Annotated in this window: 22 protein-coding genes; 14 read left to right on the top strand and 8 right to left on the bottom strand. The window is 49.0% G+C overall.

What is annotated here, in order from left to right; all coding sequences use genetic code 11:
- The first annotated feature begins 2 nt into the window (after window positions 1-2).
- From ACI31H_RS03545 to ACI31H_RS03510, 8 genes are all read left to right on the top strand, one after another.
- Window positions 3-833, top strand: a complete 831-nt coding sequence (locus ACI31H_RS03545) for a two-component system regulatory protein YycI (RefSeq protein WP_439770622.1) — start codon at window positions 3-5, stop codon at window positions 831-833.
- A gap of 20 nt (window positions 834-853) precedes the next feature.
- On the top strand, window positions 854-1,660 hold the full coding sequence (locus tag ACI31H_RS03540) for an MBL fold metallo-hydrolase (RefSeq protein ID WP_439770621.1): 807 nt from the start codon (window positions 854-856) through the stop codon (window positions 1,658-1,660).
- Window positions 1,661-1,730: 70 nt separating this feature from the next.
- The gene (locus tag ACI31H_RS03535; protein ID WP_439770620.1) at window positions 1,731-3,005 is read left to right on the top strand and encodes a S1C family serine protease; all 1,275 of its coding nucleotides are present in this window, start codon (window positions 1,731-1,733) and stop codon (window positions 3,003-3,005) included.
- Window positions 3,006-3,200: 195 nt separating this feature from the next.
- Window positions 3,201-3,698 carry a phosphatidylglycerophosphatase A family protein gene (locus tag ACI31H_RS03530; protein WP_439770619.1) on the top strand — a complete coding sequence of 166 codons (498 nt, stop codon included), beginning with the start codon at window positions 3,201-3,203 and terminating at the stop codon, window positions 3,696-3,698.
- A 659-nt stretch (window positions 3,699-4,357) separates the two neighbouring features.
- The gene (gene rlmH / locus ACI31H_RS03525) at window positions 4,358-4,837 is read left to right on the top strand and encodes a 23S rRNA (pseudouridine(1915)-N(3))-methyltransferase RlmH (RefSeq protein ID WP_439770618.1); all 480 of its coding nucleotides are present in this window, start codon (window positions 4,358-4,360) and stop codon (window positions 4,835-4,837) included.
- A 74-nt stretch (window positions 4,838-4,911) separates the two neighbouring features.
- Complete coding sequence (locus ACI31H_RS03520; protein ID WP_439770617.1) at window positions 4,912-5,448, top strand: NADPH-dependent FMN reductase; 537 nt, start codon at window positions 4,912-4,914, stop codon at window positions 5,446-5,448.
- A gap of 290 nt (window positions 5,449-5,738) precedes the next feature.
- Window positions 5,739-6,911, top strand: coding sequence for an iron-containing alcohol dehydrogenase (locus ACI31H_RS03515; RefSeq protein WP_439770616.1), 1,173 nt, complete (start codon window positions 5,739-5,741; stop codon window positions 6,909-6,911).
- Between the two features lie 286 nt (window positions 6,912-7,197).
- Window positions 7,198-8,400: a glycosyltransferase family 4 protein gene (locus tag ACI31H_RS03510; RefSeq protein WP_439770615.1), complete on the top strand. Its 1,203-nt coding sequence runs from the start codon at window positions 7,198-7,200 to the stop codon at window positions 8,398-8,400.
- A gap of 59 nt (window positions 8,401-8,459) precedes the next feature.
- Here ACI31H_RS03510 and ACI31H_RS03505 read toward each other — a convergent pair whose 3' ends face one another.
- Window positions 8,460-9,824, bottom strand: coding sequence for an APC family permease (locus tag ACI31H_RS03505; protein WP_439770614.1), 1,365 nt, complete (start codon window positions 9,822-9,824; stop codon window positions 8,460-8,462).
- Window positions 9,825-10,013: 189 nt separating this feature from the next.
- Here ACI31H_RS03505 and ACI31H_RS03500 point away from each other — a divergent pair, with 189 nt between their 5' ends.
- The gene (locus ACI31H_RS03500) at window positions 10,014-10,922 is read left to right on the top strand and encodes an L-lactate dehydrogenase (protein ID WP_439770613.1); all 909 of its coding nucleotides are present in this window, start codon (window positions 10,014-10,016) and stop codon (window positions 10,920-10,922) included.
- Window positions 10,923-11,025: 103 nt separating this feature from the next.
- Complete coding sequence (locus ACI31H_RS03495; protein ID WP_439770612.1) at window positions 11,026-11,988, top strand: DNA-methyltransferase; 963 nt, start codon at window positions 11,026-11,028, stop codon at window positions 11,986-11,988.
- A gap of 72 nt (window positions 11,989-12,060) precedes the next feature.
- Here the strand turns inward: ACI31H_RS03495 and ACI31H_RS03490 are convergent, their stop codons facing one another.
- From ACI31H_RS03490 to ACI31H_RS03475, 4 genes are all read right to left on the bottom strand, one after another.
- Window positions 12,061-12,933 carry a DUF4097 family beta strand repeat-containing protein gene (locus ACI31H_RS03490; RefSeq protein ID WP_439770611.1) on the bottom strand — a complete coding sequence of 291 codons (873 nt, stop codon included), beginning with the start codon at window positions 12,931-12,933 and terminating at the stop codon, window positions 12,061-12,063.
- Window positions 12,933-13,493 (bottom strand): DUF1700 domain-containing protein, encoded by a 561-nt coding sequence (locus ACI31H_RS03485; protein ID WP_439770610.1) that lies wholly within the window; start codon window positions 13,491-13,493, stop codon window positions 12,933-12,935. The genes ACI31H_RS03490 and ACI31H_RS03485 overlap by 1 nt, the downstream gene beginning before the upstream one ends.
- Window positions 13,490-13,816 (bottom strand): PadR family transcriptional regulator, encoded by a 327-nt coding sequence (locus ACI31H_RS03480; protein WP_439770609.1) that lies wholly within the window; start codon window positions 13,814-13,816, stop codon window positions 13,490-13,492. The genes ACI31H_RS03485 and ACI31H_RS03480 overlap by 4 nt, the downstream gene beginning before the upstream one ends.
- A 106-nt stretch (window positions 13,817-13,922) precedes the next feature.
- On the bottom strand, window positions 13,923-14,345 hold the full coding sequence (locus ACI31H_RS03475; protein WP_439770608.1) for an OsmC family protein: 423 nt from the start codon (window positions 14,343-14,345) through the stop codon (window positions 13,923-13,925).
- Between the two features lie 134 nt (window positions 14,346-14,479).
- On the opposite strand from ACI31H_RS03475, the gene ACI31H_RS03470 reads away from it, so the two are divergent.
- Window positions 14,480-14,914: an Rrf2 family transcriptional regulator gene (locus tag ACI31H_RS03470; RefSeq protein WP_439770607.1), complete on the top strand. Its 435-nt coding sequence runs from the start codon at window positions 14,480-14,482 to the stop codon at window positions 14,912-14,914.
- 106 nt (window positions 14,915-15,020) lie between these two features.
- On the opposite strand, the gene ACI31H_RS03465 is transcribed toward ACI31H_RS03470, so the two are convergent.
- From ACI31H_RS03465 to ACI31H_RS03455, 3 genes are read right to left on the bottom strand one after another with little or no spacing between them, the layout of a single operon-like run.
- Complete coding sequence (locus tag ACI31H_RS03465; protein WP_439770606.1) at window positions 15,021-15,458, bottom strand: GNAT family N-acetyltransferase; 438 nt, start codon at window positions 15,456-15,458, stop codon at window positions 15,021-15,023.
- Window positions 15,459-15,471: 13 nt separating this feature from the next.
- Complete coding sequence (locus ACI31H_RS03460) at window positions 15,472-16,464, bottom strand: D-2-hydroxyacid dehydrogenase (protein WP_439770605.1); 993 nt, start codon at window positions 16,462-16,464, stop codon at window positions 15,472-15,474.
- Window positions 16,465-16,466: 2 nt separating this feature from the next.
- Window positions 16,467-17,651 (bottom strand): aminotransferase class I/II-fold pyridoxal phosphate-dependent enzyme, encoded by a 1,185-nt coding sequence (locus ACI31H_RS03455; RefSeq protein ID WP_439770630.1) that lies wholly within the window; start codon window positions 17,649-17,651, stop codon window positions 16,467-16,469.
- A gap of 437 nt (window positions 17,652-18,088) precedes the next feature.
- Here ACI31H_RS03455 and ACI31H_RS03450 point away from each other — a divergent pair, with 437 nt between their 5' ends.
- The 3 genes from ACI31H_RS03450 (at window position 18,089) to ACI31H_RS03440 (ending at window position 21,764) form a co-directional block, all read left to right on the top strand.
- On the top strand, window positions 18,089-18,328 hold the full coding sequence (locus ACI31H_RS03450) for a transcriptional regulator (protein ID WP_439770629.1): 240 nt from the start codon (window positions 18,089-18,091) through the stop codon (window positions 18,326-18,328).
- A gap of 81 nt (window positions 18,329-18,409) precedes the next feature.
- Entirely contained in the window at window positions 18,410-20,587 is a 2,178-nt protein-coding gene (locus ACI31H_RS03445) for an ATP-dependent Clp protease ATP-binding subunit (protein WP_439770604.1), read from the top strand.
- Between the two features lie 175 nt (window positions 20,588-20,762).
- A complete protein-coding gene (locus ACI31H_RS03440) occupies window positions 20,763-21,764 on the top strand; it encodes a D-2-hydroxyacid dehydrogenase (RefSeq protein ID WP_439770603.1) in 1,002 nt (333 codons plus the stop codon).
- The last annotated feature ends 31 nt before the right edge of the window (window positions 21,765-21,795 follow it).

Below are 21,795 nucleotides of genomic sequence, written 5' to 3'. Positions count from 1 at the left end.
AAGTGAACTTTAAACGAATTCAGTGGATTTTTCTAATTGCTTTTCTGGCCTTTGACATTATCGTCGGTTGTGAATTACTGTTACAGAATCGTTTTACCATTGCCAATGGTGGCCAGAATCGGCAGGAAACGGTGCTAAAGGAAATGCGGTCTGATTCAATTAGCTACGGGCCCCTCTCCAAGAGCCAGCCGAACGCCTACTATATTTCTGGTAGCCGGTCGGGCGATGGTGGCCAGCTGGAGCAGGAAATGACCAAGCTGCATAACCAGACGGCCCGCTTTGCCAACAGTCAACTAAACAGTGAATTTGATTCCCCCATTCGCGTTAACGCGGACCATCCGGAGTGGCAGCTCAATAAGTTGATCAAGCGGAGTCGGAACGTCCCCCTGGGAAGCCACTACCACTATAATGCCCAGCTTTCGGATAAAACGACCGTTGTTTATACCCAAATGGTCAAGCACCGCCCCGTGATGGTAAGTGATGGGCAGTTGCGTTTTCACTTAAATAATAACCACCAGGTCACTGGGTTTACCCAGGCCTATATTGAAAACGCGACGACCCTGCAGCAACGTTCGGCAACCATCAGTCAGCGGCGGGCGGTAATCTGGCTTTACCGTCATAATCAAATTCCAAATAATTCACAGATCCGGTGGGCGATGTTAGGATACACTAAGTTGTTAACGACCAATAACCGTAACCGGTCCGTCTATGTACCGACCTGGGCCGTCCAGATTAAAACCGCCGGTACTTACGAACGCTTGAACGTCAATGCCTTTAACAGTACGGTTATGAAGTCATCACCGGACACGGTTAACATGGACGGTATTAAATAAGCACAAAGGAGCAGTCGATAGTGGAAGAAAAAGATTCGTTACGTTACAGCATCCTTGCCAGTGGTAGCACCGGCAACGTTACTTATCTTGAAACCAACCACCACCGGATCCTAATCGATGCCGGTCTCAGTGGTAAGAAGATTGAGGGGCTGATGAAGAAGATCAACCGCTCCCTCGCTGATGTAGAAGCGATTTTTGTGACCCATGAACACACTGACCATAGCCATGGAGTCGGCGTATTGGCCCGGCGGTATGGAATGGCCGTGTACGCCAATGAAGGAACCTGGCAGGCAATGGCTAGTAAGGTCGGCAAGATCCCCGCGGAACAAAAGTTTTTGTTACCACCGAATAGTGTAAAAACCTTTGGGGATATGGATATTGAAAGCTTTAGTGTTTCGCATGACGCTGCCCAGCCGCAGTTTTACCAGGTTCACCACAATAACAAGACCTTCTGTATCTTAACGGATACGGGCTACGTCTCCGACCGGGTTGCGGGAACGATTCGCGATGCGGATGCCTACCTGATGGAATGTAACCACGATACCGAGATGCTACGGATGGGGCCGTACTCCTGGCCGCTGAAGCAGCGGATTCTTGGCGATGAGGGGCACCTATCCAATGAGGAAGGGGCCGATGCGTTGATGGATGTGGTTGGCCACCGGACCAAGGAAATCTTTTTGGGCCACCGCAGCCAGCATAATAATATGCGTTCCCTAGCCCACCTAACCGTTGCCAGCCTGATGAAACAGCATGATTTCGGTGTGGGCCATGACTTCCAACTGGCCGATGCCGAACCGGAGCAACCTAGTAAATTAATGGTCCTATAACAGTAAATTCAAAGATTCTTCACAACTATGCATTATGTTGAAAAGGAGAAATCGTTTGGAGGAATGAGTAATGAAAGATGATCAACCACAGCGTAATCGCTTTTGGGTTAAGGTAGCGGCCGTTGGGCTTGTCGCTGGTTTAATCGGGGGCGGACTGGTCCTAGGGGTGAACGGTGCCATTCAGCACTACCGTGAGACAACCGCAACGAGGGTTCCCAGCGGTTCTAACCGTTCGGGTGGCACTAAGGTAAACGGCAATAAGGCCAATCTGAATACGGAATCAACCAAGGCTTATAACTCCGTCCAGGGGGCCGTAGTTAGTGTCATTAACAAGCAGAAGGTCCAACAGAGCGACGGGATGGTTGGTCCGTTTGGTATTGTTATCCCCGGTGATGATAGCAACTCTAGTTCCAAAAATAGCGGTAAGTTACAGACGGCTAGTGAAGGTTCTGGGGTTATCTATAAAAAGGCGGGAAATAGTGCCTACGTCGTTACCAATAACCACGTGGTTTCGGGTTCTAACGCCCTCCAAATTATCCTAAGCAGTGGTAAGAAAGTGAATGCCCAGCTAGTCGGTTCAGATGCAGCAACGGACTTGGCAGTTCTCAAAATTAACTCAGCCGACGTAAAAACGGTTGCTGAATTTGGTAACTCCAATTCGATCAAGGCCGGTCAAGATGTACTGGCCATTGGTTCACCGATGGGGAGCGAATATGCCAACACGGTTACCCGGGGGATTATTTCGGCGAAGAACCGGACAATTAAGGCCGGGACCGATGGCACGTTGACGTCGGTTATCCAGACCGATGCCGCGATCAATTCTGGTAATTCTGGTGGACCGTTGATTAACATGGCCGGCCAGGTAGTGGGGATCAACTCGATGAAGCTCTCTTCCAATACCGATGGTTCTTCGGTTGAGGGGATGGGCTTTGCGATCCCAAGTAATGAAGTGGTCAGCATCATCAACCAATTGATCAAGAAGGGCGGCATTGAGCGGCCAGCACTGGGCCTGGGGATGGTTGACCTAAGTAATATCTCCGCGGACCAGCAAAAGACAATCCTGAAGTTACCATCCAGCGTGACGAAGGGGGTTGTCGTGGCCCAGGTTGCTAGTGGCTCGGCAGCCGATAACGCTGGTCTTAAGAAGTACGATGTTATTACTAAGCTTGGTAATACCCAGGTTAGCGATACCGGCGAACTGCGGGCGGCCCTATACAAGTACAAAGTTGGTGATACGACGAAGATCACCTTCTACCGCAATGGTTACCAGCAGACCGTGACGGTCCACCTTACAAAGGCGGCCGCTAATGATGATAGCAGCCAACAAGAGCAGGATGGTGAATAGTTAAGGGAGTCGGTTACGACTTCGTTCTTTAAGCCGACAAGTACAAAATGAGGTCCAGGGTTCAGCTTTTGCCGGACTTTGGACCTCATTTGTATACCACGGCGTTTGCTGTTGGGCGATATGGAGACTTTTCTTTTGGCCTAAGCGGACTAGTGTTAAAATAGCAATAATACATTTGATTGGACGGTGGAAAAAATGAATAATCGGCAGTTTAAATATCCAGATACGAAGGCCTATGAATTTGTAACTAACCGTCTTGCCAAGCGGGGGGTCAAGCTCGATGACTTGGCAGAGATTATTTACCAATCACAACGGGAGTTTGAACCAACCCTGACGATGGACCGGGTGCAAGAGTACCTCCAAGATGCACTGCACAAACGGGAACTATTAAATAACGCGATGGTGATGCTGGAACTAGACCGGCTAGTTGAAGAGAATAAGGTGGCAGAGCCCCTTTCCAGTATTATAAAAAATGATGTTGGCGTGTTTGGCGTTGACGAAACGTTGGCCCTGCAGATCGCTAATATTTACGGGACGATTGGGACCACCAACTTTGGCTACTTTGACCGGGTAAAAAAGGGAATTATCGCTAAGTATGACCACGACCAAAGCCACGTTAATACGTTTATTGATGACCTATTAGCGGCGATTGTGGCGGCCGTTTCGGGTAAAATTGCCCACCAGTATGCTTAAAATAGTTGAGAAGAGCACCATGAGGCGACAAGGATGCGGAATTTCGCATCCTTGTCGCTTCTTGTATACCGGGCCGCTAACTTTTGATCCTGAGATGACCCCGCTTGTAAAATGAAAACATGAAAGCACTGTGTACAACTGCTGGTCCTAATAGTGATAATTAGTAGTAGCGGGTACGTAAGGAAGTATGATTATCACTTTTAAAAACGAATAATCCAGGAATTTAAATCAGTTATTATTCAGCAAGCCACGGTCTGTTGCCTAAAGACCACAAGCCGTGTTATTTTAAGAAAGAATTATGAAAAAATTAACTTCTACTTTTAGCTGTGGATAAGTAGGTGGAAAACTTTTGCCTGACGGTTGACTAAATTAAGAATGCCGGTATGATACTATTCTGGACTATTTAAAGTTATCCACAGGCAGAACGCTATCCAGTGGATAAGTGGATAAACTTAGTGGATAGTTAGCGGCAATTGTTGATATACCGGCGTTTGTGTACTGATAACGCGAACGGTTGTTTTTGTGGATAACTGTGGATAAGTCGGTTCTCAGAAAGCGGTTTTATCTGAAGGGCAGAAGCGAACATTCGGAGATTAATTACTAGTTATCAACTGCCTGTGGATAACTGTGTGGATAACTTGTGGAAAGCGGTGGATATCTTGAATATTAAAATTATTGGTGTTGGTAAGTTAAAGGAAAAGTACTTCAAGGCCGGAATTGCGGAGTACCAAAAAAGACTGGGGCGGTTTTGTAAATTCCAAATTGTCGAGGTCCCGGACGAGAAGGCACCCGAGTCGCTAAGTCAGGCCGAAATGGACGAGGTAATGGCTAAGGAGGGGGAACGGATCCTCAGTAAGATTAAGGACCGGGAATACGTCTACGCCTTAGCAATTAAGGGTAAGGAGCGGACTTCTGAAGAATTCGCGGAAGAAATTAACCGCCTGACGACTTACGGCCACAGTGACATCACCTTCGTCATCGGCGGCTCACTTGGCTTGAGCCCGGCCGTTTTGAAGCGGGCCGATACGCAGATCTCCTTTGGCCGGTTTACCCTGCCGCACCAACTAATGCGCTTAGTTTTGAGTGAGCAAATTTACCGGGCCTTTACCATTATTAACGGCCTTCCCTATCACAAGTAGAGCGTGTGGTCACCATTCTTGGCTAAGTGAACTATACTAGAGGTGTAATTAATAAACGGATGGAGGAATTAAAGATGAAAAAAGTGGCAATTATTGTTGGCAGCGTCCGTCCTAATCGGCGGAGTATCCAGGTAGCTGAGTGGTTGCGTAAGCAGCTTGTGAAGAGTAATCGGGTTCAATTTGACATAGTTGACCTGCAACGGGTGAACTTGCCGATGATGGATGAGCCACACTTACCATTCACCGGCCTGTACACCCATGCTAAGACCCGGCAGTGGAGTCGCTTGGTACAGTCTTACGATGGCTTTATCTTTGTCTTCCCACAGTATAACTGGGGTTATCCAGCCGTTTTAAAGAATGCAATTGACTACCTCGCAAAAGAATGGCAGGGGAAGCCAGTTAGCCTAGTTACCTTTGGTGGCCATGGTGGTAGCCAGGCACAAATTGCTATGCGCCTGGTAATTACCGGCTTAAAGATGAAGCTGTTAGTGGTTAATCCCCAGATTGACCTGATGCCAACGGATTCGCTGGCACGGGCAGACTACCGCCTGCATACGCATGACGATGAGGTGGCACTGTTACGGACAGAGTTTGAAAATGTTTTGAAGTAAGTGACTAGGGGCTCGGCCCGAGGTCTTTTTGAAGTAGTATTAAAATCGGTGAGGCGGTGAAGACGAAGTCGGCAACGACTTCTGTCACACGCCCACTGATTTTTATTTTGGCCTGGTAACGTGATTGCCGCGCGATATTTTTTGTGATGATTGTCACCTAGTCGGATGGAGGTGCGGCTAAAATAGTAATAAATCGGTCTGATTAATTCGTGAAAAAGTTTGCAATCTCGGCGAAAGTGTGTAATTATTGAAAGCGTATTAAAAGTAAGTACAGAAAGAGGTTGTTATTAATGGAACGTCAATTTGATTTTCTGATGCCAAGTGTTAACTTCTTTGGCCCTGGTGTCATCAAGAAGATCGGTGACCGGGCTAAGATGCTCAACATGCATAAGGTTCTGGTAGTAACTGGGGGCCACATCGGAAAGATCAAGAACGGCCCAGTGGACCAAACTATAGATTCACTGAAGGCAGCCGGCGTTGAATACGTTATCTTTGATGGTGCCGAAGAAAACCCTAAGATTCGGGACATCAAGAAGGGAAAGCAAATCTACCTCGACAATCATTGTGACAGTATTATCACGGTCGGCGGGGGGTCTGCCCATGACTGTGGTAAGGGAATCGGTATTATCCTGACGAATGGTGATGACATCACTAAGCTGGCCGGGATTGAAACCCTGGACAAGCCGTTGCCACCATTGATGGCGGTTAACACGACTGCCGGGACTGGTTCTGAATTGACCCGTCACGCCGTAATTACTAACGAAGATACCCACCTTAAGTTCGTGGTTGTTTCATGGCGGAACATTCCACTGGTATCCTTTAACGACCCAATGTTAATGCTGGACATCCCACAAGCCACCACGGCCGCTACTGGTTTGGATGCTTATGTTCAGGCAATTGAACCATTTGTTTCCGTGGACCACAACGACATTACCGATAGTCAATGTGAAAAGGCCATTAAGATTATCCAAAAGTACCTGCCAGAGGCCGTTGCTAATGGTCATAACGTGGAAGCACGGACCAAGATGGTCGAAGGGGAAATGCTGGCTGGGATGGCCTTCAACAACGCTAACCTCGGCTACGTTCACGCAATGGCACACCAACTGGGTGGTCAATACGACGCTCCTCATGGTGTCTGCTGTGCATTGATGCTGCCAGTAGTTGAAGAATGGAACATCATCGCCTGCCCAGACCGCTTTGCTAAGTTGGCCGAAATCATGGGTTATGACATTTCTGGGCTGACCACGATGGAAGCTGCCCACAAGTCGATTGACGGCATGCGTGAATTAGCTAAGGCCATCGGTATTCCGGACTCCATCAAGGCCATCGGTGCCAAGCCAGAAGACTTCGAATTGATGGCAGAAAATGCCCTCAAAGATGGTAACGCCTTCTCTAACCCACGTAAGGGAACTAAGGAAGAAGTTGTTAAACTCTTCCAAAAGGCTTACGACGGTATTTATTAATTAGGGATAATAACTTTAATCCGTAAAAAGTAGCCAAAAAATCTTAACAGAAATAGCTGGAGCCTGTGACTTAAATCTGTTATATCGATTAAAAGTCAACAGCGCGGTACACAAATGGGGTCCAAAGTTCGGTAAAACCGAACTCTGGACCCCTATTTGTACTCGCGGGGGCATGACTACGAAGTCGTAACCGACTTCTGTCATGCCATACTGCATTGTGGTAGGAAATCGATTAAAATGAGGTTAGTTACACTAGGAGTCCCGATTAATTCTAAGGAGAATAGTTATGAAAGTATTGCATGTCTTAGCACAACTACCATCGAAAACGGGAAGTGGGGTTTACTTTTCCAATGTCATTAAGGGTTTAAAGGAGAGCGAGAATGCCTGTATTTATGGCTGCTTCCCCGAATTCGATAATAGTACGGTCCCCGGTCAGCACCAGTACCCGGTTGTCTTTCCCAATGCCGACTGTGACTTCCCGCTGCCGGGGATGAGTGATGTAATGCCTTACCGCAGTACCGTTTATGGTGAGATGACCCCCACGATGATTGCTAATTGGCGGCGTGCCTTTACGGCAACGATTAAGCAGGCCCTTGCCGAATTTCAGCCGGACGTTATCTTGTGTCACCACCTCTGGTTCTTAACTTCTTTGGTGTGCCAGCTAGCCACGGTACCGGTCTATGCCTTTTGCCACGGTACCGACTTACGGCAAGCAAACCAGCATCCGGCGTTAAAGGACCGTTACGTCACGAATTTGGACCGGCTCCAGCAGATTTTTGCGCTCAGTCACTTGGAAAAGCAACGGATCCAAGCGGTTTATGGCCTGCCGGCAGATAAAATAACCGTTATTGGCGGTGGCTATGACCCGGCCATCTTTAACCCCCAGGGCCGGGAAGCACACACGAATATTGAAGTAGTTTATGCTGGGAAGATCGCGGCTGCCAAGGGGGTCTTTGCCCTAATGCCAGTGTTTGACCGGTTAAGCAAGAAGTACCCGCAGGCCCGGTTAACCCTGGTGGGCAATGTCGGACCGGTAGCTAAGCAACGGCTGGCCCCCTACTTGCAAAATCCCCAGATTCACCTGCGGCCGGCCGTCCCGCAACGGCAGTTAGCAGACCTTTACCGCCACAGTGATATTTTTGTCCTCCCGTCATATTACGAGGGTCTTGCCCTGTCAGCGATTGAAGCACTGGCATGTGATTTACGGGTGGTAATAACCACGATCCCCGCACTACAGGAACAGCTCGGGCCACTGGTTAACAATAGTGGCCTGATCTCATACGTTGACCTACCACGGATTGTTAACCAGGACGAGCCCGTTAAAGCGGACCTTCCGGCTTTCTATGACCGCCTACAAGCGGCATTAGAAAAACAACTGACGGCGGTCAAAGAAGGACAGCCCTTCCCAACCGCCGTTCGGACCGCCATTCAATCTAACAGCTGGCCCCGGTTAATCCAACGGATCCAACAGATAATTGAAAGTAAATAAATTAATCCCCTTCGCGGTGCTCTGTAGCAGACGACCGTGAGGGGGATTAGTTATTTATTTTAGTGCGTTTTGGTATGGTGGAGTAATTTCCGGATAACCAGGTAGTAGACCAGGCCAATGACAAACCAGCCGGTCCCGAGAACCTTAGCTACCGGGTGTAAGTTGAGCAGAACGGAAAAGACAATTATAAAACCGATAATTGGAACGACGAGGTGCCGGAGGTAGTCGGTTGAATGCTGGCGCCGGATGTAGTGGTTGATCACGGCAAGGTGAAGAACACAGAAGGAGAAGAGGGCCCCACAGTTAACAACTGACGAAAGAGTCGTGGAATGGTTCATAAATAAGATCCCAATTACGATGGAGACCCCGGCAACCAATAGGGTCGAAACATACGGTGTTTTATACTTTGGGTGAATGGTGGCGAAGATGGTGGGCATGTTCTTGTCCCGGGCCATACTGTAGAGAACCCGGGCCAGTGCAGCCTGCATAACCAGGGCACTTGCCAACCCCAGGGCCAGGATAGTGATGATGGTGGTTAGAATTAAGAGTGGTTGACCACCAACCTGGTAAGCGATCCGGTAAAAGGCGGTGTTGATATCGCCGAGGGTTTTATAGTTGGGGTGGATAAGGCCCGCCATGTAGGTTTGGCTGACGAAAAGAAGACCGATCAAAAAGAGGGTCCATAAAATAGCTTTACCAACGACTTTATTACCACCCTTGGTTTCCTCAGCCATCGTACTAATGCCGTCGAAACCCAGAAAGCTAAGTACCGCAATTGAAACGGCACTTAAGATGGCGGTCATGCTAAAGGTCTGGGGATTGTAAAACGGCTTTAGGGTGACCCCTTCGCCGACCCCGTGGCACAGACCCCAAATCCCGCAGGCAAAGAAGATTGCGAGCGTAATTAGCTGGACGATAACGAAGATCTTGTTGGCCCGGGCGGTAAACTCAATTCCCCGGATATTAATAACCGTATTGATCACACAGAACAGGACTAGCCAAACGATTGGCGAGATGTTGGGAAGCAGTCCTTTTAAAGCATTGGCGGATAGAACATACAGGAGGGCGGGGATGAAGATGTAATCGAGCATGATCATCCAGCCGGACATAAACCCAATTGTGGGCCCAATTCCCCGCTGGGCATAAGCATAAACAGAACCGGCGATGGGAAAGGCCTGGGACATCTGACTATAGCTAACAGCAGTGAAAAACATTGCAATCATTCCGACCAGGTACGCCATGGCCACCATCCCCTTGGCCGGGACAGCGACGGAGCCATAAATCCCGAAGGGGGCCACCGGGACCATTGCAATTAGTCCGTAAAAGATGAGGTCCTTACAGGTTAACTTACGACTCAGTTCTTGTTTGTAGCCGAACTGTTCAAGATCATCGGCTGGTTTATCATTTTTTTCATCATTTGCCATACTGATCCCCTCTTAATTTAATACACGATTAGAAACAGATTAGTATAAGATAATAATAACATGATAAATAACCGTTATCAACATGTTAATTATTGATCAAGACTGTTAGGACGTGCATTGTCAACTAATTACGGTATAATTGACATATATGAATTAACTGCTTACATTTATCGGCTAGGAGGAATAACAATGCATAAAGTTGGTATTATTGGTTTAGGGCATGTCGGAACTACGGTTGCCCATATCCTATTGATGAAGGACCTGGTGGATGAGTTAGTACTAATTGACCAGGACGAGAAAAAGGTTGAGGCGGAGTACCTTGACTTTAGTGATTCCTTTGCGCGAACGTCATCATCGGCGGTGATCAAGTGTAACAATTACGCTGAACTGGCAGATGCCGACCTCATTGTAACGGCCTTTGGTGACGTCAGTGCGACTGCCCGGACCGGGGACCGTTTTGCCGAATTACCGATTAACCTCAAGAACGCGGCACTTGTCGGCAAGCAGATCAAGGAGAGCGGCTTTAACGGGATTTTAGTCAATATTTCGAACCCCTGTGACGTCATTGTTAACGCCCTTCAACAGGCGACGGGTCTGCCCCACCAGCGAATCTTTGGCACGGGAACCTTTCTTGATACAGCCCGGATGCAGCGGGCGGTAGGTGCTCACTTTGGCGAAGCACCCCAAAACGTCAGTGGCTTAGTACTGGGGGAGCACGGTAACTCCCAATTTACTGCCTGGTCGACGGTCAAGCTTGATGGTCAGGCGGTAACCGAGTTAGCCGACCAGGGACAGATTGACCTGGCACAACTGGACCAGGAAGTGAAGAACGCGGCCTTTAAAGTCGTCGCCGGGAAGGGGTACACTTCCTATGCTGTTGCCACGTGTGCCGTCCGCATGGTGATGGCCGTTTTCCAAGATAAGCATGAATTCATGCCGGCCTCCGTATACCTGAAACAGTATGGTTGCTACATCGGTTACCCGGCCATTATCGGCAAGCAAGGGGTTGAAAAGGTTAAGCCGGTCAGTCTAACGGCCGAAGAAACGGCCAAGTTGGAGAACTCTGTTAAGACCATTACCGCCAAGGCGCAGGACTAAGGAAAGTACAAGTTTCGTTCACTTTAATATCGTGAAATCGTCCACCAGCCAGTGCCCAAATTGAGCTATACTAGTTATTAAAATGACTATGGATGGTGAAAAAATGGTAAAGTCAGCCCGGAATAAAACAATTGATTTTGACCTGGCACATGCTCCGGCTGGTGTTCTAGCACAAATTAAGACAGCTAAGGATGATCTGACGACCCGGTCAGCAATTATCGACCAAAGCATTAACGGTGACTCATTTGCGATCCTACCGCAATTGCCGGACCACGTGGCTGATTTGGCGCTGGTTGACCCACCCTATAATTTGAATAAGCACTACGATGGCCTTAACTTTAAGCGGCTGGCGGATACTGACTACCAGTCCTTTACCCAGCGGTGGATTGACGCATTAAAGCCCAAGTTGACGGCCACTGCGAGTTTATATGTCTTTTCCGACTGGCAAACCAGTATTGCAATTGCCCCGATCTTGGCGCGCAACTTTACCATTAAGAACCGGATAACCTGGCAACGGGAAAAGGGCCGGGGGGCCAAAACTAACTGGAAAAACGGGTTAGAAGATATTTGGTTTTTGACCCAGGATGACAAGCAGTACACCTTTAACGTGGACCAGGTAAAGCAACGGCGGCGGGTCGTGGCCCCTTACCGGGAAAATGGGCAGGCCAAGGACTGGCAAGAAACGGCGGCCGGCCGTTTTCGTGATACCATGCCTTCTAACTTTTGGGATGATATTTCAATTCCGTACTGGTCAATGCCGGAAAACACGGGGCACCCTACCCAAAAGCCGGAGAAGTTGTTAGCCAAAACCATCCTGGCTAGTTCGAACCCTGGCGACCTGGTTATCGATCCCTTTGCCGGGGCGGGCTCCAGCATGGTAACGGCTAAAAAGTTGGGCCGGCACTATGTCGGTATTGAACAGAGTAAGCTGTATACGGCGTGGGGGGTCTACCGCCTCATGCAGGCTGACCAGGACCATAGTATTCAGGGCTACCAGGACGGGGTCTTTTGGGAACGTAACACGAGTGCCCTGCAGCGGGCCAGCCAACACAGAAAAGGTAATTAAGTTGAATAAATAATAAGCGGCATACGCATATTCTTGAATACGCGTATGCCGCTTTCTTATACCGTTAATTGATTACTTAGGGTAGCTAAATGAGTTGTCACCGCTCTGGGTAGCCAGGCGGATTAGGTCGGCGTTAGCAGTGTCGTGGTCAAGCGTGCCACCATCTTCTTGGTGCCGCCGGCCAAGGTCATTGTCACCACTGTCGCTATCAAGAATTACCCCTGGTCGGTTAGCAGCGTGGACCTCGTTATCCCCACTTGCGTTGTTAACCAAGTAGTGGCCGTGAACTGTTAAACGGTGGGCCGTAAAGTCGCCAGAAGCTAGGTCGGCCTTCCCGCCGTTGACCTTTACCCGGTTCAGTTCGATGTCGCCGCTATCGGTCTTTAGGCGGACTGCCCGTAAGTTAGTCCGGTCGATTTCAAGATCACCAGAATTAGTGGTTAACGTGCCACCGTTGAGTCGGCAGTTATTGACGCTTAGGTCACCTGCCGTCGTTTTAACCTGTCCCTGGGCGAGCCGTACCTTTTGTAGGTCAATGTCAGCGTTGTTCTTAACGGTCAGTTTTGTTAGCTGGCTTCCTTTTGGTACCGTAATGACGATCCGGTTAGTACTACTGGACCAACTAAAGTTGAAATGTTTAGTCCGACTGGCAGGGGCCTGGGTAACGGTGAGCTGGTCATCACTTACCTGGGCCTTAACGTTAGCTGACCGACGACCGGTGTACTGAACGTTATAGTCGGCCCCTTCCTTAATTACCACATCGGCAGTTGTTGCTGTAACTTTCACCCGGTTAAAACTCTTTTGGGTAAGCGTCCGGCGGCTGGTCTGAGTCACCGTCTCCTGGTTAAAGGGGTTAAACGGGTGACGGTGGCTAAAGAAGCCGACCAGGGCAACGATGGCGCCAACGACAATGAGGCTTCCGCCAATGCTAAGTGCCTTTTTCATCAGGCCACCTCCTTAAACTTAGTCTTGAGGTACTGAATTAGATTTTTACATCCCCGAATGAGCCATTTCCCGGCCCAGATCACGAGGGCGAAGACGATAATGAGCAGGCCCAGTAAAAGTATTCCGCCACCGAGGTAGAAAATCCCGGCCCACAAGTCACTGGCAAAGAGAGAGGCGGCAAGGGCAAAGGCAGAAACACTAAAGCCCAGTACGATCCCGATTAGGCCAATGACCAGGCCGAGCAGTTCTAGCGCCAGGGGAACCAGGATCAGGATAAGGACCACCACTAGACAAATGTAGAGTACTTTCTTCAGGCGCCGGTTATTGGCTGCGCTAAGTGGTGTACTAGTTGGCCCTGCCGAGGTGTCAGTGGTCTTACTAATGATTTCCTGGCTGAGCTGCTCGGGTGTTCCCAACTGGTCAACGATTTCCTTAACGGTTGAAAAACCGGCATCCTCGATGTATTCGTTGTAGAATTCAACGGCGTCGTCGCGGTCGTTAGTGCTGAGTTGGTTCAGCCGGCCCTTGAGTTGTTGGATGTATTGTTCGCGGGCGTTCATTGTGTTCCCCCCTTTTCGTTTGAATTGAAGACGCGGTCCAGGCTTTCCTTGTAGTCATTCCAAAGTTTCCGGACCCGGTTAAGGTGTTGATCACCCTTGGGTGTAATGCGGTAGTAACGGCGGTTGCGTCCCTGGTAATTCTGCTGGTAGGTCGTTACATAACCCCCCTGGTTAAGGCGGCGTAAGACCGGGTACATGGTTGATTCCGAAATGGAGATCACCTTTTGCATTTCCTGGGTGAGCGCGTAACCATAGTAGTCTTGTCGTTCGAGAATCGCCAGGACCATCCCGTCAAGGAGGTCGGCGGTAATGGTAATTTTCATGTTGACGCTCCTTTACTATCTTTTATCTAATATTATATCCTATATAGTATTATATTGGCAATAAGTAAGGGAAAAATAAAAAGGTGGATTGCACCACCTTTGCTAATTATTCTTTTACAAAGCCAGTTTGCTTAAGTTTGGCACCATACATCAGTGTGTTTTCGACTGGGCACTTCTTAGCAACGTCGGCCAGAAACTGTTGAATGTCTTCTGCTGACTCGTTACTCCGGATATGTGGTTCGTAACGAATCTCGGTAAACTTATAGCGGCTTTCCCCATCGACTTCTTCGCGCCCCAGGTCACCTTCAACGTTTACCCAGAAGGCCTGTAAGTCGAAGTGGCGTTTCCGGGCCAATTCAGTGGCGGTGATTGACTGGCAGGCGCCAAAGGATGCTAGGAGAATCTCCACCGGGTTCATTCCCGTATTCGTGCTTTCTGGTTCGTCAAAGGTAATTTCAAATCCCCGGGTACCGGCAGCCACCTGCATCCCCGTAGTGGTCTTAGTGGCTTTAACTTTATATGTGCTCATTATCACAAACCTCCTCTTTTGTCCCGAGTGTACCCGATCCGCTAGTGGGGTGCAATCAATATGCTTCTTTGACCTGGGAAATATTAATGCCTATAATTTAGAGTATCAATTGATGATGAAATGGGGAGGTTAGGATGAAATATTCGCACCGGTTAAGCGACGCCGTTCATATCTTGGTATATTTAGAAATTTTAGGCAGTGCCAGTAGCTCTACCATTGCCGACAGTGTCAACTCTAATCCCAGCCTAATTCGGCGCCTAATTGCCCGGATGGTTAAGGCCCAGATTTTAAACCGGCAGGGGCGGGGCAGTGAAATCAAAATTAGCTTAGGGCGTCCGGCCACGCAGGTCAGCCTCCTTGATATTTACCAAGCGGTTGAAGATCACCAGCACTTTTTAAATGTTGATCCTGAAGTTAACCATAACCAGGACCTGGGACGGAGTATGCCGACGGTCCTGGCAGGAATTTATAATGAAGTTCAAGTGACGGCGGAACAAAGGATGGCCCAGATTAGCCTCCAGTCAATCATCACCGCGGTCCGTAAGCAGATGCAGCGTGAGGATAAGTAGTTATGTAGCTAAAAGAGTCGACAACGCGGTACATAAAAAGGCATCAAGCATTCGGTAAATCCGAACGCTTGATGCCTTTTTATACTCACGGGAGGTAGCTCTTTTTTTACAAAGCAGGATGCTTCATCTGAATGTGTTTGCGGGCAGCCTCGATAAAGGTGTCGCCAAACGGCTGGAAGCCATACTTAGCGTAGTAGCCACGAATGTAGTACTGGGCATGGATAATAATTTCTTTCCCCGGGAAGTGCGCCTTAATTCCGGCCAATAGTCGGTCCATCAACGGCGCCGATAGGCCGGTCCCCCGGTAGTCCTGCGCGATTACTACCCGGCCAAAGGTAACGTGGTCCCCGTCAACAAAATAGCGGGCATAGGCGACGAGTTGGTCCCCGTCCTTGCAGAGGAGGTGGCGGGCCTGCGGATCATGATCGTCGGGGTCATAAACCGCACTCTGTTGCTCGGTATTGAAGACGACGGCCCGGAGTTTTAATAGTTGGAATACTTCATAATTAGTTAATTCATCAAATGCTTTGTCAGACCAATTCAATGCTATATTCTCCTCACTTAACTTCGTGTGGCGATGACTTTCCGGCGAGAACCAGTAAGACATCTTCCAGTGAGAAGTCTACCATGTTTTTCACTGCGTTATTGGTAAAGAAGGCAATGTGTGGTGTCAAAATGACGTTATCCATCTCGTGAAGTTCGGCAATCAGGGGAACATCACTGAGGCCTTTTTTACGGCGGTCGGTCATGATGACCTTTTCTTCACCTTCAAAGGTATCCAGGGCAGCCGCAGCTAACTGGTGGTCTTTTAAGGCGGCAACCAGGTCGGCGGTTACCACGACGGGCCCCCGGCTAGCGTTTACTAGGCCTGCGGTTGGTTTCATCAGGGCAAAGTCGGCCGCCGTTAATAGGCCGGTTGAAGTGGGGTTAAGGTCGACGTGGAGGGAAACGACATCACTACGCTTGAGTAGTTCTTCTTTGGAAACATACTCGACGATTCCCTTTAATTCTTCGCGGGGTTGAACATCAAAGCCAAGAACGTGGGCCCCCAAGGCGTTTAACAGCTTTGCTAGTGTTCCACCAATCCGCCCGACCCCGATGATACCAATTGTGGCGGTGTGGATTTCCTGGGCCTGTTCATCGCTAAACCAGCGGAAGTCACCGGCTGCCACTTGAGAGTCAAACCGGTAAGACTTCCGTAAGAGACGGAAGATTTGCATCAGGGCGTGTTCGGCCACTGACCGCGGCGAGTAGGCAGGAACGTTCGTAACGGTCAGCCCGTTTGCGTGGGCTGCCGCCAGGTCAATCATGTCAAAACCCGCCGTCCGGGTCGCAATTTGCTTTAACCCGTTGGCCTTCAATTGGGGGTAGACCGCGGGATCCACCTTGTCCCGTTGCTGAATCACCAGACCGTCGACATCCTTGGTGAGGTCGACAGCGTCATTGATTAGCTTAGGGGTGGTTACAATATCGAGCTGATGGTCGGCAGCAAAAGCGTTGATAGCGGGCATTTCATCATCGCGCACACTGGTCATTAGTATCTTAGTCATGGTTAGTCCTCCTTTAGGAAAGTAGCAATTCGTTCAACGGCTAATTTGATGTTCTCCATGCTGGTAGCGTAGCTCAAACGCAGGTAACCCTGGCCACCGGCACCAAAGTAAGAACCGGGGATCACCGCAACCCGGCCCTGTTCGGCTAACGCAGTAGCGAAGGCAACGTCATCATTACCGGCACTAGCCGGAATGTGAGCGAAAACGTAAAAGGCACCGTTAGGGGTAGCCAGTTGGAAACCAAGCTGGTGTAAGGCGTGGACGAGGAAGTCACGCCGCTCTTGGTAGGCCTGCTTCATTTCTAACGTAGCCTGCCGACCGGCCTCACTACCAAAGGCAGTAGTTGCCGCGGCCATTGCGGAGTCGGTAGCGGACGTGATCATCATTCCGCTCAGGGCGCTGACGGGGCCCATTAATTCCTTGGGACCAGCGATGAAGCCAATCCGGTAACCGGTCATGGCGTGGGACTTAGATGCCCCATTAAGAACTAGGGTTTGTCCGGGAAGAAATTCGGCGATTGAAGTGTGGTGACCATCATAAATCAACTCGGAGTAAATCTCGTCGGCAATTACTACCAGGTTGGTATCCTTCACGGCCGTCGCCAGGTCAGCAATTTGCTGCCGGCTGTAGGTTACGCCGGTGGGGTTGGAAGGGTAATTTAGGATTAGGGCCTTGGCCTGGGGATGGTTGTTGATGGTTGCCTTTAACTTATCCGGGGTCAGTACGAAGTCGCTATCACTAGTGTCGATTTCGACGGCTTTCCCGCCCAGGATAGTGATGATCGCCATGTAAAGGGGGAAGGTTGGGGTTGCCACTAAGACCTCATCCCCGGGATTAATTAGGGCTGATAAGGCGGCGTAGATTCCCTGGGTCGCTCCTACCGTGACGGCAATTTCTCCGTTCGGATCGTAGTCGAGTTGGTACCGGTCGGCTAGGAAGTGGGCAATGGCCTTCCGCAGTGCTAGCGTGCCGACTCCCGGTGCGTAGTGGGAATCATTATTGGTAATGCTATCGATGGCGGCCTGCTTCATTGCGTCTGGAACGTTAAAATCGGGCTCGCCCAGGGTAAGCTTGACAATACCGGGGACCGCACTGGCCTTGGCATCAAATTCACGGATACCAACCGGCTTGAGACGGGTGAAGTTACTGTTTAGTTGTTTCATTAGGTTCGCTTTAGTTGCTGGTATAAAAATTCCTCCTTAAAAGATAAAAAAGACCCGGGATAACAATATCTCCGGGTCTTTTCATCAGATTGGAATGAGTATGATGAGGAGGGATCCGGAGACGTTAGGTCATCCGGAAACCGCCAATGACAAAATCACTGCTGGCTAGCGGATGGCGCTTCGCTAAACCAGAAGTAATAAGCGCAATCGACATGTTGCAGACGTGATTTCATCATGGGGTCCCTCCTTGATTAACTGATTGTTAATTATTCTAATTATTTTCTCATTTTTGTCAAGACCTAAATTTAGTTTATCACATCGATCAGGCCCATTATCCGCATTGAATAGGCATTAAGGGCCTTTAATAATTCTTAATAAAAATATTTCACTTTTTTGGTATATTACACTTGTGTTATATCACAAATATGCTATAATAGTAATCGTAAAGGAAGTGAATGGCAGTGCAGATCGATATAAAACGATACTTAGAGGTCCACAATTTAACTATCTACCAAGTATCCAAGCGTTCTGGATATGGCTACACGACTTTGCATAAATCATTCAATAAACCACAGTCGAGTTCGACGTCGCTTAATTTACGCGACTTAGATGCTTTAGCACGGGCTGAGCATCGGGCCATGTGGGAAGTCCTACGGGATTTAGAAAATCACTATTTGAAAGATGATGATAAGTCGTTGTAGGTATAGCAACGCTGGCTACTTTGAATGATCAATCACGATTGCAATTAATCTTAAATAAATAGTATGAGGGGGTACTGCAAAATGGCACAAAATCCAATGGATCCATTTAACAGCGATATGAATGACATTTTTAACCAATTAATGGGTGGAATGAATGGCTCAGCAAACCGTCGTTACATGATTAATGGTCATGAGGTAACACCGGAACAATTTGCCCAATACCGGCAAAGCGGTCAGTTGCCTGGCGGTATGACCCCACAACAAGGTGGTCAGCCGGGTCAACAACCAAACGAAGGCAAGGAGAGTATTCTCCACAAACTTGGCCGGAATTTAACTGAAGAAGCCCGGCAAGGCGAACTTGACCCTGTCATTGGTCGTAACAAGGAAATTCAAGAAACCGCCGAAATCTTAAGTCGGCGGACGAAGAACAACCCAGTGCTGGTTGGTGATGCTGGTGTTGGTAAGACGGCGGTTGTCGAAGGCCTGGCCCAAGCAATTGTCGATGGCAACGTTCCGGCACCAATCAAGGACAAGGAAATTATCAGCATTGACATTTCTGGCCTTGAAGCGGGCACCCAATACCGGGGCAGCTTCGAAGAGAACATGCAAAAGCTGATCGATGAAGTCAAGAAGGCTGGCAACATCATCCTCTTCTTTGACGAAATTCACCAAATCATCGGTGCCGGTTCAACCGGTTCTGACAGTGGCTCTAAGGGAATGGCTGATATTATTAAGCCAGCCTTATCCCGTGGTGAAATTACCGTAATTGGTGCAACGACCCAGGATGAATACCGGAACACCATCATGAAGGATGCGGCCTTAGCACGGCGGTTCAACCCGGTAACGGTTAACGCCCCAAGCAAGGCCGACACGGTTGCCATCCTGAAGGGAATTCGGGACCTGTACGAACGGCACCACAACGTTAAGTTACCAGATGACGTTCTTCAAGCAGCGGTTGACTACTCTGTTCAATACATGCCACAACGGTCACTACCGGACAAGGCAATTGACCTAATCGATATGACTGCTGCCCACCTGGCTGCTAAGCACCCAGCACATGATGCTAAGCAGATTGAAAAGGAAATTGAGAGTCAAGAAAAGAAGCAAAAGGAAGCTGCTAAGAAGGAAGACTACAAGGCGGCCCAAGCTGCTAAGGATAAGATTGCTGATCTGAAGAAGCAATTGAGTCAAAATTCCGAAGACGAACAAGTGACGGCAACGCCAGAAGATGTTGCCAAGGCCGTTGAACAAATGACTGGTATCCCGGTTTCCAAGATCGGTGCGAGTGATGTTGAACGGCTGAAGGACATGGACAAGCGGCTGGAAGGCAAGGTAATTGGCCAAGATGAAGCGGTTGAAGCTGTTTCCCGGGCCATCCGGCGGAACCGGGCCGGCTTTGACGAGGGTGACCAACCAATTGGTTCCTTCCTCTTCGTTGGGCCAACCGGTGTTGGTAAGACGGAACTTGCTAAGCAATTAGCCCTCGACATGTTCGGTTCTAAGAACGACATTATTCGTTTGGACATGTCTGAATACTCTGACCGGACAGCGGTTTCTAAGCTGATCGGGACGACGGCCGGTTACGTTGGCTACGACGACAACTCTAACACCTTAACCGAAAAGGTTCGTCGGCACCCATACTCCATCATCTTACTTGATGAAATTGAAAAGGCTAACCCACAAGTGATTACCCTCTTGCTTCAAGTCTTAGATGATGGTCGCCTGACGGATGGTCAAGGTAACACCATTGACTTCAAGAACACGATTATCATCGCTACTTCTAACGCGGGCTACTCCAACGATGCCCCGGTTAAGTTGGGTAATGACGAGGATGAAGAAGACTTGATCAAGAAGTTGACCAACTACTTCCGTCCAGAATTCTTGAACCGGTTTAACGCCATCGTTGAATTCCACAGCCTGACCAAGGAAGACCTGCAAAAGATCGTTAACTTGATGCTGGATGACGTTAACAAGACCTTAGCTAAGAAGGGCATGGACGTTAAGGTTACGCCAACTGCTAAGAAGTACCTGATTGATGAAGGTTACGATGAAGCAATGGGTGCTCGTCCGCTACGTCGGGTAATCGAACGGGAAATCCGTGACAAGGTCACTGACTACTACCTTGACCACCTGGATGTTAAGCACTTAGTTGCCGAAATGCAGGATGGTAAGCTGGTCATCGTCGACGCTAATGATGCTGCTAAAGACGACAGCGACCAATACCAAACACCAAACGATCAAAAAGACGAAGATAAGTAGTCTTAACTAAAATCGGGAGCATTGACAAAAGGTATTTATACCTTTTGTCAATGCTCCTTTTTATGTCTAATAAGGGCTTGCTTTTCACCAGTCGATCTTGGATAATTGATGTAAGGGCTTTCGAAAAGGTCCCTTGTTTTGATTCGTTTGGATTGTCAAAGATGGAGGGATTATCATGAGTAAGATTTTTGCTTTTAGTATCCGTAAAGACGAAGAACCCTACTTAAAAGAGTGGGCAGCGGCGCATCCCGAAGTGGAAGTTGACTACACCGACCAGCTTTTAACACCGGAAACGGCTAAGAAAGCGGCCGGAGCCGACGGGGTAGTTGTTTACCAGCAACTGGACTATACCCCGGAGACCCTGCAGGCGTTAGCTGATCAAGGAATTACGAAGATGTCTTTGCGGAATGTCGGGGTGGACAACATCGACATGGCTAAGGCAAAGGAACTGGGCTTTTCAATTACCAACGTGCCGGTTTACTCGCCAAATGCCATTGCCGAACATGCGGCTATCCAGGCAGCCCGGATTCTACGGCAGTCCAAGCGGATGGACGAAAAGATGGCACATGGTGACCTGCGCTGGGTACCAACAATTGGTCGGGAAGTCCGTGACCAGATAGTTGGGGTAATCGGTACCGGCCACATTGGACGGGTCTTTATGCAGATCATGGAAGGCTTCGGTGCCAAGGTAATTGCCTACGATGTCTTTAAGAATCCAGAGTTGGAAAAGCAGGGCTATTACGTTGATTCACTGGACGACCTTTACCAGCAGGCCGACGTAGTATCACTTCACGTCCCAGCGATGAAGAGCAATTACCACATGATCGATGACCAGGCTATTGCCAAGATGAAAGACGATGCCGTACTGGTTAACGTTTCTCGGGGACCGTTAGTTGACACCGACGCAGTTGTCCGGGCATTGGATAGTGGCAAGCTCTTTGGCTTCGTGATGGATACTTACGAAGATGAGGTGGGCGTCTTTAACGAGGATTGGACCAACAAGGACTTCCCTGATGCCCGGTTAAAGGACCTGATTGACCGGCCAAATGTACTAGTAACACCTCACACGGCCTTCTACACCACTCACGCGGTTCGTAACATGGTTGTGAAGGCTCTTGACAACAACCTGGCAATGGTAGAAGATAAGGAACCGGATACACCAGTTAAGGTTGGTTAATAATTAAGTCAATATAAAGGGGCTGGAAAAT

It is taken from the genome of Limosilactobacillus sp. (assembly GCF_051873035.1).
In the GTDB taxonomy this organism is placed as follows: domain Bacteria; phylum Bacillota; class Bacilli; order Lactobacillales; family Lactobacillaceae; genus Limosilactobacillus.
The sequence above is the reverse complement of the archived record's forward strand: the minus strand, read 5'-3'. Positions and strand labels throughout refer to the sequence as shown.

What these genes read in the sequence shown, in the direction of transcription:
- ACI31H_RS03500 (WP_439770613.1), top strand. Translation starts at nt 10,014, where the DNA reads ATGCATAAAGTTGGTATTATTGGTTTAGGGCATGTCGGAACTACGGTT.
- ACI31H_RS03515 (WP_439770616.1), top strand. Translation starts at nt 5,739, where the DNA reads ATGGAACGTCAATTTGATTTTCTGATGCCAAGTGTTAACTTCTTTGGC.
- ACI31H_RS03495 (WP_439770612.1), top strand. Translation starts at nt 11,026, where the DNA reads ATGGTAAAGTCAGCCCGGAATAAAACAATTGATTTTGACCTGGCACAT.
- ACI31H_RS03485 (WP_439770610.1), bottom strand. Translation starts at nt 13,493, where the DNA reads ATGAACGCCCGCGAACAATACATCCAACAACTCAAGGGCCGGCTGAAC.
- ACI31H_RS03520 (WP_439770617.1), top strand. Translation starts at nt 4,912, where the DNA reads ATGAAAAAAGTGGCAATTATTGTTGGCAGCGTCCGTCCTAATCGGCGG.
- ACI31H_RS03530 (WP_439770619.1), top strand. Translation starts at nt 3,201, where the DNA reads ATGAATAATCGGCAGTTTAAATATCCAGATACGAAGGCCTATGAATTT.
- ACI31H_RS03440 (WP_439770603.1), top strand. Translation starts at nt 20,763, where the DNA reads ATGAGTAAGATTTTTGCTTTTAGTATCCGTAAAGACGAAGAACCCTAC.
- ACI31H_RS03475 (WP_439770608.1), bottom strand. Translation starts at nt 14,345, where the DNA reads ATGAGCACATATAAAGTTAAAGCCACTAAGACCACTACGGGGATGCAG.
- ACI31H_RS03490 (WP_439770611.1), bottom strand. Translation starts at nt 12,933, where the DNA reads ATGAAAAAGGCACTTAGCATTGGCGGAAGCCTCATTGTCGTTGGCGCC.
- ACI31H_RS03505 (WP_439770614.1), bottom strand. Translation starts at nt 9,824, where the DNA reads ATGGCAAATGATGAAAAAAATGATAAACCAGCCGATGATCTTGAACAG.
- ACI31H_RS03535 (WP_439770620.1), top strand. Translation starts at nt 1,731, where the DNA reads ATGAAAGATGATCAACCACAGCGTAATCGCTTTTGGGTTAAGGTAGCG.
- ACI31H_RS03480 (WP_439770609.1), bottom strand. Translation starts at nt 13,816, where the DNA reads ATGAAAATTACCATTACCGCCGACCTCCTTGACGGGATGGTCCTGGCG.
- ACI31H_RS03470 (WP_439770607.1), top strand. Translation starts at nt 14,480, where the DNA reads ATGAAATATTCGCACCGGTTAAGCGACGCCGTTCATATCTTGGTATAT.
- ACI31H_RS03445 (WP_439770604.1), top strand. Translation starts at nt 18,410, where the DNA reads ATGGCACAAAATCCAATGGATCCATTTAACAGCGATATGAATGACATT.
- ACI31H_RS03510 (WP_439770615.1), top strand. Translation starts at nt 7,198, where the DNA reads ATGAAAGTATTGCATGTCTTAGCACAACTACCATCGAAAACGGGAAGT.
- ACI31H_RS03460 (WP_439770605.1), bottom strand. Translation starts at nt 16,464, where the DNA reads ATGACTAAGATACTAATGACCAGTGTGCGCGATGATGAAATGCCCGCT.